The organism is Nocardia fodinahabitans (assembly GCF_052983615.1).
The window spans coordinates 2,521,773-2,538,640 of sequence record NZ_JBRJJC010000001.1 but is presented as its reverse complement, the minus strand read 5'-3'; the positions used below and the strand labels follow the sequence as shown (position 1 = coordinate 2,538,640).

Annotated in this window: 16 protein-coding genes; 6 read left to right on the top strand and 10 right to left on the bottom strand. The window is 71.0% G+C overall.

Translation table 11 applies throughout. The annotated features are described in order from the left end of the window. Nucleotides 1-23: 23 nt before the first annotated feature. From NV348_RS11770 to NV348_RS11755, 4 genes are read right to left on the bottom strand one after another with little or no spacing between them, the layout of a single operon-like run. The gene (locus tag NV348_RS11770) at nucleotides 24-506 is read right to left on the bottom strand and encodes a MaoC family dehydratase (RefSeq protein ID WP_447146956.1); all 483 of its coding nucleotides are present in this window, start codon (nucleotides 504-506) and stop codon (nucleotides 24-26) included. Further along, nucleotides 503-1,663, bottom strand: coding sequence for an acyl-CoA dehydrogenase family protein (locus NV348_RS11765; RefSeq protein WP_447146955.1), 1,161 nt, complete (start codon nucleotides 1,661-1,663; stop codon nucleotides 503-505). Before NV348_RS11765 ends, NV348_RS11770 begins: the two co-directional genes overlap by 4 nt. Next, entirely contained in the window at nucleotides 1,660-3,699 is a 2,040-nt protein-coding gene (locus NV348_RS11760) for an acetyl/propionyl/methylcrotonyl-CoA carboxylase subunit alpha (protein WP_447146954.1), read from the bottom strand. The genes NV348_RS11765 and NV348_RS11760 overlap by 4 nt, the downstream gene beginning before the upstream one ends. Before the next feature lie 5 nt (nucleotides 3,700-3,704). Further along, on the bottom strand, nucleotides 3,705-5,312 hold the full coding sequence (locus NV348_RS11755; protein WP_447146953.1) for a carboxyl transferase domain-containing protein: 1,608 nt from the start codon (nucleotides 5,310-5,312) through the stop codon (nucleotides 3,705-3,707). A gap of 137 nt (nucleotides 5,313-5,449) precedes the next feature. Here NV348_RS11755 and NV348_RS11750 point away from each other — a divergent pair, with 137 nt between their 5' ends. Next, entirely contained in the window at nucleotides 5,450-6,013 is a 564-nt protein-coding gene (locus NV348_RS11750) for an SACE_7040 family transcriptional regulator (protein WP_447151004.1), read from the top strand. Nucleotides 6,014-6,067: 54 nt separating this feature from the next. Here NV348_RS11750 and NV348_RS11745 read toward each other — a convergent pair whose 3' ends face one another. The 3 genes from NV348_RS11745 to NV348_RS11735 are packed head-to-tail and all read right to left on the bottom strand — an operon-like array spanning nucleotide 6,068 to nucleotide 8,290. Beyond that, entirely contained in the window at nucleotides 6,068-6,460 is a 393-nt protein-coding gene (locus tag NV348_RS11745; RefSeq protein ID WP_447146952.1) for an NYN domain-containing protein, read from the bottom strand. Between the two features lie 50 nt (nucleotides 6,461-6,510). After that, on the bottom strand, nucleotides 6,511-7,227 hold the full coding sequence (locus NV348_RS11740) for an ABC transporter ATP-binding protein (protein WP_447146951.1): 717 nt from the start codon (nucleotides 7,225-7,227) through the stop codon (nucleotides 6,511-6,513). A 10-nt stretch (nucleotides 7,228-7,237) separates the two neighbouring features. Then, complete coding sequence (locus tag NV348_RS11735) at nucleotides 7,238-8,290, bottom strand: ABC transporter permease (protein ID WP_447146950.1); 1,053 nt, start codon at nucleotides 8,288-8,290, stop codon at nucleotides 7,238-7,240. Between the two features lie 129 nt (nucleotides 8,291-8,419). Here NV348_RS11735 and NV348_RS11730 point away from each other — a divergent pair, with 129 nt between their 5' ends. Then, nucleotides 8,420-9,637, top strand: a complete 1,218-nt coding sequence (locus NV348_RS11730) for a sensor histidine kinase (RefSeq protein ID WP_447146949.1) — start codon at nucleotides 8,420-8,422, stop codon at nucleotides 9,635-9,637. Further along, nucleotides 9,634-10,251 carry a LuxR C-terminal-related transcriptional regulator gene (locus NV348_RS11725; RefSeq protein ID WP_447146948.1) on the top strand — a complete coding sequence of 206 codons (618 nt, stop codon included), beginning with the start codon at nucleotides 9,634-9,636 and terminating at the stop codon, nucleotides 10,249-10,251. Before NV348_RS11730 ends, NV348_RS11725 begins: the two co-directional genes overlap by 4 nt. Nucleotides 10,252-10,280: 29 nt before the next feature. On the opposite strand, the gene NV348_RS11720 is transcribed toward NV348_RS11725, so the two are convergent. Together NV348_RS11720 and NV348_RS11715 are read right to left on the bottom strand one after the other, a co-directional pair. Then, nucleotides 10,281-10,712: a type II toxin-antitoxin system VapC family toxin gene (locus NV348_RS11720; protein ID WP_447146947.1), complete on the bottom strand. Its 432-nt coding sequence runs from the start codon at nucleotides 10,710-10,712 to the stop codon at nucleotides 10,281-10,283. Next, nucleotides 10,709-10,954 carry a type II toxin-antitoxin system prevent-host-death family antitoxin gene (locus tag NV348_RS11715; RefSeq protein ID WP_447146946.1) on the bottom strand — a complete coding sequence of 82 codons (246 nt, stop codon included), beginning with the start codon at nucleotides 10,952-10,954 and terminating at the stop codon, nucleotides 10,709-10,711. Before NV348_RS11715 ends, NV348_RS11720 begins: the two co-directional genes overlap by 4 nt. Before the next feature lie 113 nt (nucleotides 10,955-11,067). Between NV348_RS11715 and NV348_RS11710 the strand changes: the two genes are divergently transcribed. After that, entirely contained in the window at nucleotides 11,068-11,493 is a 426-nt protein-coding gene (locus NV348_RS11710; RefSeq protein ID WP_447146945.1) for a PPOX class F420-dependent oxidoreductase, read from the top strand. Here the strand turns inward: NV348_RS11710 and NV348_RS11705 are convergent. Then, nucleotides 11,465-12,202 carry a thioredoxin-like domain-containing protein gene (locus NV348_RS11705; protein ID WP_447146944.1) on the bottom strand — a complete coding sequence of 246 codons (738 nt, stop codon included), beginning with the start codon at nucleotides 12,200-12,202 and terminating at the stop codon, nucleotides 11,465-11,467. The two genes, NV348_RS11710 and NV348_RS11705, sit on opposite strands and share 29 nt — an antisense overlap. A gap of 208 nt (nucleotides 12,203-12,410) precedes the next feature. Here NV348_RS11705 and NV348_RS11700 point away from each other — a divergent pair, with 208 nt between their 5' ends. Both NV348_RS11700 and cobM read left to right on the top strand, forming a co-directional pair. Next, nucleotides 12,411-15,878: an Ig-like domain-containing protein gene (locus NV348_RS11700; RefSeq protein WP_447146943.1), complete on the top strand. Its 3,468-nt coding sequence runs from the start codon at nucleotides 12,411-12,413 to the stop codon at nucleotides 15,876-15,878. A 140-nt stretch (nucleotides 15,879-16,018) separates the two neighbouring features. Beyond that, a complete protein-coding gene (gene cobM / locus NV348_RS11695; RefSeq protein ID WP_447146942.1) occupies nucleotides 16,019-16,789 on the top strand; it encodes a precorrin-4 C(11)-methyltransferase in 771 nt (256 codons plus the stop codon). Nucleotides 16,790-16,868: the final 79 nt, after the last annotated feature.

The window sequence follows — 16,868 nt, the reverse complement described above, 5'->3', positions numbered from 1 at the left end:
CAACTCCTCCGGGCGTCGGCCGTTCATGCCGCGGGTGCCTTCCTGACCAGGGTCTGCCGGACCGCCTTCGCCACGACGACACCGTCTTGGTTGCGCGCGGTGTGGGTGAGGCTGACGATGCCCTCACCCGGGCGGCTCTTGGATTCCCGCTTGTCGGTGACGAGCGTTTCGGCGTACATCGTGTCGCCGTGGAACAGCGGCGCGGGCAGCGACATCTCGGAGAAGCCGAGGTTGGCCACCAGCGTGCCCTGGGTGAGCTGGGCGACCGAGAGACCGACCAGCGTCGACAGCGTGAACATCGAGTTCACCAGCCGCTGGTTGAACGGCGGCTGCGCGTCGGCGAAGTTCGCATCCAGGTGCAGCGCCTGGGTGTTCATCGTCAGCGTGGTGAACAGGACGTTGTCGGCCTCGGTGATGGTGCGGCCGGGCCGGTGCTCGTAGATCGTCCCGATCTCGAACTCCTCGAACCACAGTCCCCGCTGGACGACCCGCCGTGTCTCGGTCACAGACCCAGCTCCCGAGCGATCAGCATCAGCTGCACCTCCGTCGTGCCCTCACCGATTTCCAGGATCTTGCTGTCACGGTAGTGCCTGGACACGGGGTATTCGTTCATGAAGCCGTTGCCGCCGAAGATCTGGGTGGCGTCGCGCGCGTTGTCCATCGCGGCCTCGCTGGCGACCATCTTGGCGATCGAGGCGGCCTTCTTGAACGGCTTGCCCGCCAGCATCAGCGCGGCCGCGTCGTAGTAGGCGGTGCGGGCGACGTGGGCGCGCGCCTCCATCCGGGCGATCTTGAACGCGATGGCCTGATTGCGGCCGATGGCCTGGCCGAACGCCTGCCGTTCCCCGGCGTAGCGCACGCTCTCGTCCACACAGCCCTGCGCGGCGCCGACCGCGAGCGCGGCGATGGCGATGCGGCCCTCGTCGAGGATGCGCAGGAAGTTGGCGTAGCCGCGGCCGCGCTCGCCGAGCAGGTTCTCCTTCGGCACCCGCACGTCGGTGAAGCTGAGCGGGTGGGTGTCGGAGGCGTTCCAGCCGACCTTGTTGTAGGCCGGTTCGGCGACGAAACCGGGGGTGGAGGTCGGCACCAGGATGGTGGAGATCTCCTTCTTGCCGCCGGTCTGCCCGGTCACCGCGGTGACGGTGACCAGCCGGGTGATGTCGGTGCCGGAGTTGGTGATGAACTGCTTGGCGCCGTTGATCACCCAGCTCTCGCCGTCTTCGACCGCGGTGGTGCGGGTGCCGCCCGCGTCGCTGCCCGCATCGGGTTCGGTGAGGCCGAAACCGGCCAGCGCCCGCCCGCTGGTGAGCTGGGGCAGCCACTCGTTCTTCTGCTTGTCGTCGCCGAAGCGGTAGATCGGCATCGCGCCCAGCGAGACGCCGGCCTCGAGGGTGATGGCCACGCTCTGGTCGACCTTGCCGAGTTCCTCGAGCGCCAGGCACAGCGCGAAGTAGTCGCCGCCCATGCCGCCGAACTCCTCGGGGAACGGCAGGCCGAACAGGCCCATGTCGGCCATCCCAGCGACGACCTCGTACGGGAAGCTGTGCTCGGCATCGTGTTTCGCCGAGACGGGCGCCACGACCTGCTGGGCGAAGTCGCGCACGGTCAGGGCGAGCTGGCGGTATTCGTCCGGCAGCGAGCCGGTGGACAGGTAGTCGGTCATGCGTTGGTTCCTTCGCGCTCGGGCTCTACGACAGCGGTTTCGACGGGATGGGCGACGACGCGGACCAGCACCTGGTCCAGTTTCACCTGGGCGCCCGGCTGCACCAGCACCTCGACGGTGCCCGCGACGGGGGCGGTGAGCGCGTGCTCCATCTTCATGGCCTCGATGACGATCACCGGGTCGCCGACCTCGACGGTCGCGCCGTCGGCGACCGGGGCCGCGATCACCGAACCCGGCATGGGACTGCGGATCTCGGCGTCGCCGACGTGGGCGGCGTCGCCGCGCACGCACGCCTCGGCGACCTCCCGCAGCACGGCGACGCCGCCGGCGTGGCCGACCCACAGCTGGTCCTCGGCCTCGGCGACGCGGAACTCGCGGCGCAGCCCGTCCAGGGTGAGGACGAGGCCGTCGCGGCTCGAAGCGGCCGAGAGCGACTGCTGCTCACCGTCATCGATCCGCACGGTCGCCGATTCCGGTGTGCCGGTGAGGAAGACGTGGCGCACCTGGTCACCGGCCGCGAGCCGGATCGAGGTCGGGGCCTGGGCGCCGAGCCGCCAGCCCGACGGGGTCGACCACGGGTCGCCGCCGGGGGTGGGCCAGCGGCGCAACCAGTGATGGGCCGCGGCGGCGATGAACTCGTCGTCGGTGACCTCGGCGGGGCGGAAGTCGCCCACCCGGCGGTCCAGCAGCGCGGTGTCGAGGCGGCCTGCCTGCACGTCCTCGTCGGCGAGCAGGAAACGCAGGAACTCGATATTGCTCGTCACGCCGAGCAGCACGGTCTGTTCCAGCGCGCGGTCCAGCGCGGCGAGGGCGTCGGCGCGGGTGGTGCCCCGGGCGATCACCTTCGACAGCATCGGGTCGTAGTCGCTGCCGACCACGGTGCCCTCGGACAGCCCCGAATCCACCCGCACGCCCGGGCCGCTCGGTTCGGTGAGCCCGAGCACGGTGCCACCGGTGGGCAGGAAGCCGCGACCCGGATCCTCGGCGTAGACGCGCGCCTCGATCGCGTGCCCGACCAGGTGGATCTCGTCCTGGCTCTTGCCCAGCCGCTGGCCCGCGGCCACGCGGACCTGGCATTCCACCAGATCGACGCCGGTGACCAGCTCGGTCACCGGGTGCTCCACCTGCAGGCGCGTGTTCATCTCCATGAAGAAGAACTCGTCGGGGCGATCGGCGGAGACGATGAACTCCACGGTGCCCGCGCCGACATAGTCGACACTGCGCGCGGTGTTGCAGGCCGCGGTGCCGATCCGGGCCCTGGTCGCGGCGTCGAGCAGCGGCGACGGGGCCTCCTCGATCACCTTCTGATGCCTGCGCTGCAAACTGCACTCGCGTTCGCCCAGGTGCACCACATTGCCGAACTTGTCGGCCAGGATCTGCACCTCGATGTGGCGGGGCCGGGTGACGAACCGCTCCAGGAACAGGGTGTCGTCACCGAAGGCCGCGCCCGCCTCACGCCGCGCGCTGACCAGCGCGGCGGGCAGATCCTCGGGCCGCTCGACCCGGCGCATGCCCTTGCCGCCGCCACCGGCGGACGGCTTGACCAGCACCGGATAGCCGACTTCGGCCGCGGCGGTGACCAATTGCTCGTCGGTGAGGCCGGGCTCGGCGATGCCGGGAACCACCGGGACACCGAACGCGGTGACGGTGTTCTTGGCGGTGATCTTGTCGCCCATCACCTCGATCGCCTTGGCGGGCGGGCCCAGGAACACGATGCCCGCGTCGGCCAGCGCCGCGGCGAACGCCGAATTCTCCGACAGGAAGCCGTATCCGGGGTGCACGGCCTGGGCGCCGGAGCGGATCGCGGCGTCGACGACCTTCTCGATCGACAGATAGCTCTCGCGCGCGGGCGCGGGACCGAGGCGGACCGCCACATCGGCCTCGCGCACGTGGCGGGCGCCCGCGTCGGCGTCGCTGTACACCGCGACCGAGCGAATGCCCATGGCGCGCAAGGTCTTGATGACGCGCACCGCGATCTCGCCGCGGTTGGCGACCAGGACGGTGTCGAATTCGACGGGGTGGGATTTGTTCAGCATGTCTCTCACATCCGGAAGACGCCGTAGGAAACGGGTTCGAGCGGCGCTTGCGCGCACACCGAGAGGGCAAGTCCGAGCACAGTTCTGGTGTCGGTGGGCGCGATCACGCCGTCGTCCCAGATCCGCGCGGTCGCGTAGTAGGGGTTGCCCTGGGTCTCGTACTGCTCCCGGATCGGCGCCTTGAAGGCCTCCTGATCCTCCGCCGACCACGGCTTGCCCGCGCTGTCGAGCTGGTCACCGCGCACGGTCGACAGCACCGAGGCGGCCTGCTCACCGCCCATCACCGAGATCCGCGAGTTCGGCCACATCCACAGGAAGCGCGGCGAATACGCGCGCCCGCACATGGAGTAGTTGCCCGCGCCGTAGGAGCCGCCGATCACCACGGTCAGCTTCGGCACCCGCGCGCACGCCACCGCGGTGACCATTTTGGCGCCGTGCTTGGCGATGCCGCCCGCCTCGTAGTCGCGTCCGACCATGAAGCCGGTGATGTTCTGCAGGAACACCAGCGGGATCTTGCGCTTGTCGCACAGTTCGATGAAGTGCGCGCCCTTCATCGCGGATTCGGCGAACAGCACGCCGTTGTTGGCGACGATGCCGACCGGATGACCGTGGATGCGGGCGAACCCGGTGACCAGGGTCTTGCCGTATTCGGCCTTGAACTCGTGGAACCCGGCCTCGCCGTCGACGATTCGGTCGATCACCTCGCGCACGTCGTAGGGGGTGCGCGGGTCGACCGGGACCACGTCGTAGAGCTCGTCTTCGGCCTTGACGGGCGGGGTGGTAGGCAGCACCTCCCACGGCGCCTCGGGCTTCGGGCCCAGGGTGCCGACGATCTTGCGGACGATGCGCAGCGCGTCGCGGTCGTCGTCGGCGAGGTGGTCGGTGACGCCGGAGGTGCGCGAGTGCAGCAGGCCGCCGCCGAGCTCCTCGGCCGTGACGACCTCACCGGTCGCCGCCTTCACCAGCGGCGGACCGCCCAGGAAGATGGTGCCCTGGTCGCGCACGATGACGGCCTCGTCGGCCATCGCGGGCACGTAGGCGCCGCCCGCGGTGCACGAACCCATCACCGCCGCGATCTGGGCGATGCCCTTGGCGCTCATGTTCGCCTGGTTGTAGAAGATGCGGCCGAAGTGCTCGCGGTCGGGGAACACCTCGTCCTGATGCGGCAGGAAGGCGCCGCCGGAGTCCACCAGGTACACGCACGGCAGGTTGTTCTGGGCGGCCACCTCCTGCGCGCGCAGGTGCTTCTTCACCGAGATCGGGTAGTAGGTGCCGCCCTTGACCGTCGCGTCGTTGGCCAGGACCAGGCACTCGCGGCCCGCGATACGGCCGATACCGGCGATCACGCCCGCGCCCGGGCACTCGTCGCCGTACATGCCGTTGCTCGCCAGCGGGGACAGTTCCAGGAACGGGCTGCCGGGGTCGAGTAGCTGGTCGACCCGCTCGCGGGGGAGCAGCTTGCCCCTGGCCGTGTGCCGCTCGCGCGCCTTCTGCGGGCCGCCCAGCGCCGTCGTCGCCAGCCGCTGCCGCAGCTCGTCGACCAGGGCGCGGTGCGCGTCCCGGTTGCTCGTCGCGGCCGTGGTGCCGTTGTCGAGGTCGTGCGTAACCGTCATCACGCCATCCTGCCATCCGGTTAATCGCCAATAACTGAAATTCAGGTTAATCTTGACTAACCAAGTTGTCCAGGCCCGGCGGAAGGGAGTCGAGATTGGCCACGGTCGAACCCGCTCCGGTGACCCGGCGCGAACTGATGAAAGCCCAGCGTCGCGAGCAGTTGCTCGACGCGGGCGCCCGGTTGATCGCCGATCGCGGGTTCTTCGGCGTGCGCCTCGACGACCTCGGCGCGGCTGTCGGGATCAGCGGACCCGCCGTCTACCGGCACTTCGCGAACAAGGAAGCGCTGCTGGTCGAGCTGCTGGTCGGCGTCAGTGAGCGATTGCTCGCCGGTGGGCGCGCGGTCGTCGCGGCGGCGGACTCGCCCGCCGAGGCACTGGTCGGCCTGGTCGACTTCCACCTCGACTTCGCCTTCGACGACCCCGAGCTCATCCGGATCCAGGACCGCGATCTCGACAACGTGCCTGCCGCCGATCGCCGCACTCTGCGTCGCACCCAGCGGCAGTACGTCGAGGTCTGGGTCCAGGTGCTGCGCGAGGTGCATCCCGGTCTGGCCGAGGACACCGCCCGCGTCCAGGCCCACGCGGCCTTCGGGCTGATCAACTCGACTCCGCACAGCGCCGCCCCGGCGCGGGCGAGCAAGGCCCGGCCGGTGTTGCGGCAGATGGCGCTGGCCGCGTTGTCACCCTCGCCTGCCTGATCGACAGCCGGATGATCACCGCTGGTCTGCTGTGCCGAATCGATCCGACGCCGGTCAATCGAATTGGCGGAGTAGCCAATGGGGGCCGACCACCTCGGCGCCGAGGGCGTCGACCCGGCGACGCAGTTCCCGGTCGGCGGTGACGACGGTGAGCTGGTCGTAGCCGGTGGCTTCGGCGACCACGTCGACGATCTTGTCGTCACCGGAACGGTCGGCCAGGACGACGGTCATCCGCGGGGCGGTCGGTTCGGCGCCGTCGGCGGCGGCCTTGGCGGCGCCCTCGAGGACGACGGTCACCGCCGTCGACGTCGGCAGGCGGGTCGTCAGGTCCGCGATGCTCGACAGCAGTCGCCGGGCGGCGCCCGCGCGATCGCGCCACCAGCCGTCGGCCTTGGCGCCGATGACATTGGCCGCGTCGACCACGATCAGCTGGGTCGGATCGCTCATCGGTCCAGTTTGCCCCCGGCGCGCGATCGGCGCGCGGCGGGCGCGCCGGATCAGGCCCGGGCGGGGGCGGGTACCTCGACCGTGGTGAGGCGACCGTCGGTCATCCGGTAGACCGCGTCCATCCGGTGCAGGTGGGTGGGGTCGTGGGTGACCAGGATCGTCGCCGCGCGGTGCTCGCGGGCGATGGTGGTGATCAGGTCCAGGACGGCCGCGCCGCGTTCGGTGTCCAGGGCGCTGGTCGGTTCGTCGACCACGAGCAGGGCCGGATCGTTCATCAGGGCGCGGGCGATATTGACGCGCTGGCGCTGGCCGCCGGAGAGCTGGGCGGGCCGCTTGTCCGCATGCTCGGCGAGCCCGACCGCGGCCAGCAGTTCCCGGGCGCGGGCCGAGGTGTCGGCGCGGTTGGTCCGCCGCTTGCCGCCCAGATGCGCGGTGACCTCCAGCTGTTCCCTCGCGGTCAGCGCGGGAATGAGGTTCGGCTGCTGGAAGACGATGCCCATCGCGGTGCGGCGGACGGTGGCCGCGGCGCGCCTGCTCAGTGTCGCGAGATCGGTACTGCCCGTGTCGGTGTCGAGGACGACGGTGCCCGCGTCGGGCCGGATCAGCGTCGCCGCCACGGCGAGCAGGCTCGACTTGCCCGAGCCGGACGGGCCGGTGACGGCGGCGATGGTGCCGCCGGGGACGTGCAGGCGCACCCGGTCGAGCGCGGTGAGCCTGCCCGCGCCGTCGGGGTAGGTGAGGGTGACGTCGGTGAGGGTGAGTGCCATGGGAGGTCCTTCAGCGGGTCGCGCCGAGCGCGGTCAGCGGATCGGTGGTGAACAGGAAGCGCAGCGCGACCGCCGCGCCGACGAGGCCGAGCGCGATCAGGGCCAGCGCGGGCACCAGGGTCGTCGACAGCGACAGCACGAACGGCATGGCGTCACCGAGGAACAGCGAGGCCAGCGCGGTGATGCCGAGCCCGATCGCGACACCGGTGACCAGCACGATCGCCGCCTGCGCCAGCGCGTCCAGCGCCAGCGAACCGGTGGTCGCGCCGAGCGCCTTCAAGGTGGCGATGTCGGGTTGGCGCTGCACCGTCCACACGGTGAAGAAGGCGCCGATCACCAGGGCGGAGATGGCGAACAGCAGCACGGTCATCAGGGTCAGCGAGCTGTTCTCGGCCTGGTAGGAGCCGATCGCCTGGACGGCGTCGCGCGCGGGGACCGTGCGCGTCCCGGCTTCGGCGTCGAGATCGCCGCGCGGGGCGTTACCGGACACGGCGAGCACGGTCGCCGCGCCGGCACGCGGGCTGGCCGCTTGCCAATCCGCCATGCTCGTCCAGATCACCGGGGTGTGGCTGTACCACTCGTCACCGGCCACGTCGGCGACGGTGAACTCGTGTCCGGCCAGCACCACGGTGTCGCCGGTGCCCGCGGCCAGTGCGCGAGCGGCGCCGGAACTCAGCACCACCGCACCCGGTGCGGTAGCAGGGTGATTGCTGAAGGCCGACGGGTCGCCGCCGAACAGCGCGACCTGTTCCGGGCTCGCGCCCGCGTGTTCGGCGCGGGCACGCGAGATGCCGACCGGGGTGACCTCGATCCCGCCCGTCGCCTGCCACCGCGCGATCGACTCGTCGGTGAGCACCGACGAGTCGAAGGACGGATCGGTGCCGGTCTCGGCGAATACCACCTGGTCGGCGCGCAGGCTCTGGATCGCGGAGATGTTCTGATGCGCCAGCCCGGCGGTGAGACCGCTCAGGAAACTGACCAGCACCGCCACGAGCAAAACGACGGTGGTGATCAGCAGGAAGCGGCCACGGGCGGCCCGCAGGTCTCGGAGTGCTACGAACATGCCTCCACTCTCGTCGGGGACAGCCGTCGCGCCATCACACCGGCGCACGAAACGCGCTCCACCCAAGGTCTGCCCGCGTTTACACCTTTCGATGGATGCCGGTCCGGTTGCCGCACATAAGCTGGTCGGGTGCACTCGTCCCCCCTGACCCCTGTGGTCACCACGCTGCGGCTCGGCCTGCATGTGCTGGTGACGGTGCTGGGCGTGGTGGTCGCGGTGCGGGCGCTGTTGCCCGGCGGCGGTGGGCACGGCGCGGGCGTGGTCGTCCTGACGGTGGTCTGGCTGGCCGTCTACTTCGCGGGCACCGAGCTGCCGCGCCGGGTCGCCTCGCGTGTCCCGCCGACGCCGGACCGCCGGGGCGGGGCCGGGTGGGATTCGCGAATGGTGGGGGTGTGGCTGGCCACGCTGACCGTACTGTGGCTGGCGCTGCTCGGGCTCACGCCGGACGCGGTGTATCTCGCCTTCGGCTTGTTCTTCCTCTACCTGCATCTGCTGCCGCGACCGTGGAATCTGATCGCGGTGGTGCTGGCGACGGCCGTCGGCGTCGTCGGATTCGCGGCGCACCGCGGCTGGTCGGTGGGGGCGGTGGTCGGGCCGGTGCTCGGCGCGCTGGTCGCCATCGGCATCGGGCTCGGCTATCAGGCGCTGTATCGCGAGGCGGTGGAGCGGGAGCGGCTGATCGACGAATTGCTCGGCACCAGAGCGATTCTCGCCGAACGGGAACGCACCGCGGGCAAGCTGGCCGAGCGGGAACGGCTGGCCAAGGAGATCCACGACACCGTCGCGCAGGGGCTCAGCAGTATCCAGTTGCTGCTGCACGCGGCCGAGCAGGCGGCACCGGATCATCCCGCGCTGGACCGGATCCGGCTCGCCCGCGAGACCGCCGCCGAGGACCTGGCCGAAACCCGCAGGCTCATCGACGAATTGTCACCCGCCGCGCTGGACGGGCAGTCGCTCGCCGAAGCACTGGAACGGATCTGCGATCGCGCGCGGTCGGCCGCGCTGTCGACCCAGCTGCTGGTGGAGGGTGCGCCGGAGCGGTTGCCGATGCCGGTGGAGGCCGCGCTGGTGCGGATCGCGCAGAGCGCGGTCGCCAATGTCGTCCAGCACGCCGGGGCCGCGCGCATGCGGGTCACCCTCACCTACGACGACACCGACGTGCACCTCGACATCGTCGACGACGGCGTCGGCATCGACCCCGCCGTGCTGCGCGAGCCCCGCGCGGGCGCGTTCGGCCTGGTGGCCATGCGCAGCCGCGTCGAGCAGCAGGGCGGCCGGATGACGATCGAATCCGAACCCGGCCACACCGCCGTCACCGTGTCCTTCCCGCTGGGAGCGGTCGCGTGATCCGGCTGCTGCTCGCCGACGACCACGCGATCGTGCGGGCCGGGCTGCGCGCCCTGCTCGAGGCGTCCGCGGACATCACCGTGGTCGGCGATGTCGCCGATGCCGAGGCGGCCGTGGCCTTCTGCGCCGCCGATCCGGTCGACCTGGTCCTGATGGATCTGCGCTTCGGCGACGGCCGCTCCGGCGCCGCCGCCACCGCCGACCTGCGCGCCCTGCCCACCCCGCCGAACGTCCTGGTGGTCACCAACTACGACACCGACGCCGACATCCTCGGCGCCATCGAAGCGGGTGCCGTCGGCTACCTCCTCAAGGACACCCCACCCACCGAACTCCTCGCCGCCGTCCGCGCCGCCGCCGCGGGCGAAAGCGTCCTCTCCCCAACGGTCGCCTCCCGCCTGATGACCCGCGTCCGCCGCGCCGACACCACCCTGAGCCCCCGCGAAGTCGAAGTCCTCCGCCTGGTCGCCGCCGGCCTGTCCAACCGCGACATCGCCAAACAACTCTTCCTCAGCGAGACCACCGTCAAGTCCCACCTCGTCCACATCTACGCCAAACTCGGCGTCAAATCCCGCACCTCAGCGGTCGCCACCGCGCGCGAGCAGGGCGCGATCTGAGCAGGTGGACAAGAGGGTTCGGTGTCTGCCTAACTCGATTGCCCGGCATCCCACGGATCGATCACCGGGATACCCGTCGGGGCGAAGTCCTGCACGTTGCGGGTGACGACGGTCATCCCGTGCTCACCGGCGGTCGCCGCGATTATCGTGTCTCGCTCGGGACGAGGATCGGGCACATGCATGCGGGCGGCACGTCGAGCGACAGCGAGATCGATCGCGAGAATCCGCCCGGCGAACGCGTCGAGCACGGTGTCGTCCAGCCAAGCTCTGAGCCGTTTGCCCTGGGCGGAGTCGCGGCGCTCGACGCGGCCGATGCCGATGTCGATCTCCATGATCGTGACCACGCTCACATAGAGTTCCGACGGCCTCCGGGCTCCGATCCAGGCCCGCACCGACGGATCCGCCGACCGCGCCGATTTCCGCAATTCGCTCAGCACATTCGTGTCGAGGAGGTAGGTCACAGCTCCGGGACCTTCAGATCCACACGCGCTGGAGTCGGTTCGAATTCGATGTCATCATCGTCCTCCATGCTCAGCCGGGCGACAAGATCTCGACTGTCGGCACGTAGCCGACGGTATTCCTCGATGGACAGCAACACGAATGCTTCTTCGCCACGGTCGGTGATCACCACAGGACCTTGGAGCGCAGCGCGTTTGGCCGCGCTGACATCGCGGTTGAGCTCACGAGCGCTCATGGTGGACATGACACCTCCGGTAGGTAGGTACGTACCTACAATAGCGAGGAGATCGGCCTCTCGCCAGCGACATGCCTGTGTGATCGCGGGTCGCTGTGTTCGGTGGCGGCTAGCCTGATCGCATGGCTTCCCTGTCTGATCCCCAGGTGCGCGAATTCCTTTCCCATGGAACACGAACCGGGAAGGTGGCGTTCACCGGTGCCGATGGGCGGCCGTTGGTGACGCCGGTGTGGTTCATCGTCGAGGGGGACGAACTGGTCTTCAATACCGGGAAGAACACGGCCAAGGGGCGGGCGTTCGCGCGGGATCCGCGGGTCGCGCTGTGTGTGGACCTGGAGGAGCCGCCGTACGCGCTGGTCGAGGTGCAGGGGACGGTGACGTTGTCCGAGGATCTCGGCGAGCTGATTCGGACCGCTACCGAGATCGCGGCGCGCTATATGGGGGCGGACAAGGCCGAGGAGTTCGGGAAGCGGAACGGCGTCGCGGGCGAGCTGGTCGTACGGGTGCGGCCGACCAAGATCATCGCCCACTTCCAGGTGACGGCGTAGGCAGTCCGGGAACCGCGCTGCCGTCGCTGTTCGGGTCGACGGCGTCGGGGCCCGGTGCGGTGGGGTCGAACGGCGGCGGGTTGGTGCGGTCGAACAGCGGCGAGGAGCAGGTCGCGCCCGGTTCCGGTGTGGTGTAAGGGTTCTCGCGCAGGGCGAGGATGAACTGGTCGATCCGGGGATCGACGGCGCTGTCGGGTTTCAGCTGATGGCCCCACGATTGCAGCGAGATCGGGTGGGCCATGCCGGGGATCGGGGACATCAGGGTGTACGGCTTGTTCGTCACCCGTGCCGCGAGGGCGGCCTGGTCCGCGGCGCTCACCTTGTCGGGGTTGTAGGCGATCCACACCGCGCCGTGTTCCATGGAGTGCACCACGTTCTCGGTGCGGACGCCCGTGCCGTACACGACGCCGTCGCAGGCCGCCCACCGGCTGTCGTGTGGTCCGCCCAGCGGCGGAATCACGGGATAGGCGACCCGCTGCGTGCTGGTCACGTGCAGGCCGGGCGGGAACTCGGTGATCTCGACGCCGGGGATCGCGCGGGACGGGTCCTGGTTGTCCGGGGTCGGCACGAACGAATCCGTCGATGCGATGGCGGTGCCGTCGACTGTGTCGCCCGTCGCGCACCCCGCGGTGAGGAGCGCGGCGACCGCGATTCCCGCCATGGCGGCGCGGGCGCGTCGAGCGCCGCTGGTCGTGTCCGAATTCCGCACCGCGGTCCCCTGTCGTCGTGTCGGCTGCCGCCGTCGGGTCCGAACTTACTTGCCCGGCGCCCGCCGCACTCGTCCCACGCCGGATCGCGGCGTCGGCAACCCCGATGACCAGCGGGAAAGCGCGCGTCGCTGCCGGGTCGAGGCGTCAACCACCGCTACCGTTTCGTCAAGTTTCCTCGGCAACGGCGCTGGTGAACGGAGTTCTGGCATGGCCGGACGAACTGCGACGCGGGCGTGGCTCGCGGCGTCCCTTGGCGCGGTGCTGGTCGTCGGCACCGCGGCACTCGCGCAGTCACAGCCGCCGGGTCCACCCGCCGAGGGCGCGTCCGAGCACTTCGAGGATCCGGCGTCGGGGCTCGCGATCGACGTGTTCTATTGCAGCTCACGGACACAGACCTACAAGGTGCCCGCCGGGACGACGAGCCTCTATATCGAGGCGGTCGGTGGTCAGGGGCAGACGCCGAATCCGAACTTCACCGGGATCGGTGGGCTCGGCGGTCAGGTCAGCGGCGGCTTGCGGGTGACGCCGGAGCAGGAGTTCCAGGTCCAGGTCGGGTGCGCGGGCGGGGCGAACGGCGGGTTCTCGCCGTACGCCTCCGGCGGGGCCAGGGGCGAAGCGGTCGACCAGGTCACGAATTTCGGGACCGTGTATTCGAGCGGCTGGGACGGCGGCGGTGGCGGCGGTGCCTCGGCCGTGCTCGGCGCCGACAACGCGCCGGTACTGGTCGCGGGTGGTGGCGGGGGCGCGGGCGGTAACGCACCCGACTGCTATTCGGTGTCGCCGGTGCAGGATTCGACCTTCTTCTACTGCGGCGGTGGGTCCCGGCGCGACGGCGGGAACGGCGGTGACGGCAGCGCGGCGGTCGGCTGGCAGGAAGGTCCGCCGTGGACCGGCGGTGCGGGCGAGAACAATCCGGCAGGCACCACCCCGAGCGGCCTCACCTGCGGTGGTCCCCGCGCGGGCGGCGCCTACCACACCTTCGACAAGACCGGCGGCGGCGGTGGGGGCGGCGGTGGGGGTGGCGGCTATCAGGGCGGCGACGGCCACGGCGGCGGCTGCGGTGGTGCGGCGGCGCCCGAGACACCGATCTCGCACGGCCCGCACGCGTCGCCGGGCGCGGGCGGCGCGGGCGGCGGTGGCGGGACCTCCTACGCGTCACCGAGTCTGTCGAAGGCGAGCGTGACCACCGCCTCGGTCTCCGGCGACGGCTACATCCTGTTCCTCACCTCCGCCGACGGCGTCCGGACGACGACCTTCGGCGTGCACGGCGACGCCGCGCAGTACTACTGCGTCGGCGACGGCGTCGACGAGATCTTCGCCGATGTGCTCGGCGCGGCGGGCGCGGGCGGCGGCCACGACTTCGGCGACGTCGGCACCGGCGGCGCGGGTAGCGGCGTGCAGGCGGTCATCGCCGTGCAGGAGCGCAAGCAGTTGAAGATCGACGTCGGTCGCTACGGCGGCGCGGGTGGCGGGTGGGGCTACGGCAAGGGCGGCGCGCGCGGCACCGCCGATTCCAGCGCCTCCTACAGCGGCGCGGGTGGCGGCGGCGCGTCGGCGGTGAGCCAGGACGCGGCCGAGTGCGGGACCCGGCCGTCCCGCGACAGCGAGCCCATCGTCGTCGCCGGTGGCGGTGGCGGCGGCGGTGGCAACGGATTCAGCGCCGGCGGCGGTGACGGCGGCAGCGGCGGTCCGCGACCCGGCGACGGCACCAGCGGCGGCTTCGGTGGTGGCTTCGGCGGCGAGGGCGGCAGCGAGCGCGGCGTCGACGGCGGCCACGCGACCGGCAGTTCCACCGGTGGCGGTGGTGGCGGTGGCGGTGGCGGCAGCCACGGCGGCGGCAAAGGCCACGGCGCGCAGGACGGCAACGACGGCGGTGGCGGTGGCGGTGGTGGCGGCCAGTCGATGGTCGTCCCGGTCGCCGGGCAGCGGCCGCACTTCTATAACGGCCCCGACGGCAGCTACGGCAATCGTGATCGGCTCAACGACGGCAAGGTGCAGCTGATCGTTCCGATTCCCTCGAAACGCAGCCGGGTGGAGCTGATCTCGGGCAACAGTCAGAGCGCCTACTCGGGGCAGCCGTTCGCGCAGCCGCTGCGGGTGCGTTTCGTCGACGCGATCCACGGACCGCAGGCGGGCAAGTCGATCACCTTCTCGATGCCCGCCGGCCAACCGCGCGCGGCGGTGTTCGCCGACGGGAGCGACAGCACCCGGGTGACCACCGACGCCGACGGCTTCGCCCAGGTACATCTGACCGCGCTCCCCGCCGCGCAACAGGGCGAGCTGCCCGGCGGATTCCTGGTCCGGGCCGCGGCCACCGACGACCCCGCGCACCTGATCGGCGGGGCCGTGTTCCGGCTGCACGACGACCAGGTGCCGACCGAGATCGAGGTGACCACCAGCGCGCCCGGCCAGATCTCGCAGGTCGGTCAGCCGGTCAGCTTCAGCGCGAAGGTCAGCCAGAAGCCGGGCACCACGCCCGCCTTCGGCACCCCGGCCGGGCATGTGCGCTTCGAGATCGACGGTGTCGCGACGCCGGGGCCGATCGAATTGGTCGACGGGGTGGCGACGCTGCCCGCGATCGACGGATTGCGGCCGGGCACCCACCACGTGCTGGCGACCTATCTCGCCGACGACCCGACCCGGGTCTTCGCGCCGGTCTTCGGCAGCGTCGGCCTGCTGGTGCGGTCGGCGCAGGTGCCCACCGAGGTCCATCTGACGCTGCCGCCGCCGCCCGTGCTCGCGGGCGCGGTCGTCGGGGCCACGGTCACCGTGCCTACGCCGAAGCCGGACGCGCCGAAACCCACGGGGGCGATCCAGTTCGCCCAGAACGGTTCCCCGCTCGGTGCTCCGGTAACCATCGCCGCCGACGGCACAGCGAGTTCGCCGCCGCTGCGAGCCGGTGCGGGAACGGTCGAGGCGCACTATCTCGGCGACGAGATCTACGAGCAGTCGCGGGCCGAGGCCGATCTCACCGTCTACACCGCGACCTCGACCACCACGGTGACCGCGAACCACAACCCGGTCACGTACTTCGAACAACTCGACCTCACCGCGACGATCGCCCGTGCTCCCGCGGGCGAGATCGACACCGGCACCGTCCGGTTCGCCGCCGACGGAAAACCGCTCGGCGCACCGGTTCCCGTCGACAACGGCGTCGCGATCGCGCGCGATGTCGACGTCTCCCATCTCGGCTTCGGCACGCACCTGGTCACCGCCGACTACTCCGGCGACGCGGACACCGGCGTCGCGCCGAGCCGCGGCACGATGACGCTGTGGGTGCTGAAGGCCGGCCAGACTCCCGGCGATCATCCCGCCGATGTCGGCGTGCACCTCGACGTGCCGCGCACCGCGGAGCGGGGCGAACGGGTGACGGCGACGGTCACCGTCACCAATGTCGGCGGCAGGCAGGCGACCGGGGTCGAGGCCAGGTTGTCGACACAGGGCTGGAGCCGACTGGTCGATCCCGGCGGCGGCGAGGTGCGCCCGACCCACGTGCGGTTCCGGCTCCCCACGCTCGAGGCGGGCGAGACCAGGACCTACACCGTCGTCCTCGAAGCGCCGCGGCGCCTGGCGCTGATCACCTCGTTCCTGCACGCGTCGAGCACCGGCACCGACGCGAACCCGGCCAACAATCTGCATCTCGCGTCGACCTTCGTGCGGGCCCGGGTGAGCTGAGGTCGATCCCGCCCGCGGGGTCGCGTGGCCGGGGATGCGTCGTGCTGCCCGCGTCGGCTGGACCGTCCGCCCGCCACGCGAGCCGGACCAGGACCGGTAGCGGTCGGGAACCGGCGGCGTGGGCGATCTACGCTGCTGGCATGACGGTGCACTTCATCGGGGCGGGCCCCGGCGCGGCCGACCTGCTCACGGTGCGCGCGGTGACGCTGCTGCGCGAGAGCCCGGTCTGCCTGTACGCGGGCACCTACCTCGACCCCGAGGTACTGGCCCACTGCGCACCCGGCACCGAACTGATCGACACCCAGCGCCTGGACCTGGACCAGATCACCGACCATCTCGTCCGCGCCCACACGGCCGGCCACGACGTCGCCCGGCTCTGCTCGGGCGACCCGTCGATCTACTCGGCGTTGACCGAGCAGACCCGCCGCCTCGACGCCATCGGCGTCCCCTGGGACATCACCCCCGGAGTCCCCGCCTACGCCGCCGCAGCGGCCGCTCTCGGCACCGAACTGACGGTCCCCGAGGTCGTCCAGTCGGTCGTCCTCACCCGCACCCAGGCCCGCTCGACAGCGATGCCGGACGGCGAGGCCCTGACCAACTTCGCCGCCACCGGCGCCACCCTGATCCTGCACCTCGCGATCACCCGCATCCGGGTCCTCGCCCGGGAATTGATCGACGAGTACGGCCCCGACTGCCCGGTCGCCGTGGTCTACCGCGCCAGCCAGCCCGAACAGCTGATCCTGCGCGGCACCCTCACCGACATCGCCGACCAGGTCGAAGCCGCCGACCTCCGCCAAGCCGCCGTCATCCTGGTCGGCCGCGCCCTGACCCCAGCCATCGACTGCGCCCAGTCCCACCTCTACGACCCGGCCCGCCTGCGCGCGCCCGCCGAGACGGACCGGCTGGTGTGATCCACGCCTCATTCGCTGCGGCGTGACGGGGCTCCCGCAACGATGTGAGAACGCAGACAAGCGTCAGCAAACTGTCGTC

Coding starts and splice junctions, on each gene's coding strand:
- NV348_RS11745 (WP_447146952.1), bottom strand. CDS start 6,460: ATGAGCGATCCGACCCAGCTGATCGTGGTCGACGCGGCCAATGTCATC.
- NV348_RS11755 (WP_447146953.1), bottom strand. CDS start 5,312: ATGACGGTTACGCACGACCTCGACAACGGCACCACGGCCGCGACGAGC.
- NV348_RS11710 (WP_447146945.1), top strand. CDS start 11,068: ATGGCTTCCCTGTCTGATCCCCAGGTGCGCGAATTCCTTTCCCATGGA.
- NV348_RS11735 (WP_447146950.1), bottom strand. CDS start 8,290: ATGTTCGTAGCACTCCGAGACCTGCGGGCCGCCCGTGGCCGCTTCCTG.
- NV348_RS11760 (WP_447146954.1), bottom strand. CDS start 3,699: ATGCTGAACAAATCCCACCCCGTCGAATTCGACACCGTCCTGGTCGCC.
- NV348_RS11765 (WP_447146955.1), bottom strand. CDS start 1,663: ATGACCGACTACCTGTCCACCGGCTCGCTGCCGGACGAATACCGCCAG.
- NV348_RS11715 (WP_447146946.1), bottom strand. CDS start 10,954: ATGTCCACCATGAGCGCTCGTGAGCTCAACCGCGATGTCAGCGCGGCC.
- cobM (WP_447146942.1), top strand. CDS start 16,019: ATGACGGTGCACTTCATCGGGGCGGGCCCCGGCGCGGCCGACCTGCTC.
- NV348_RS11740 (WP_447146951.1), bottom strand. CDS start 7,227: ATGGCACTCACCCTCACCGACGTCACCCTCACCTACCCCGACGGCGCG.
- NV348_RS11700 (WP_447146943.1), top strand. CDS start 12,411: ATGGCCGGACGAACTGCGACGCGGGCGTGGCTCGCGGCGTCCCTTGGC.
- NV348_RS11750 (WP_447151004.1), top strand. CDS start 5,450: ATGAAAGCCCAGCGTCGCGAGCAGTTGCTCGACGCGGGCGCCCGGTTG.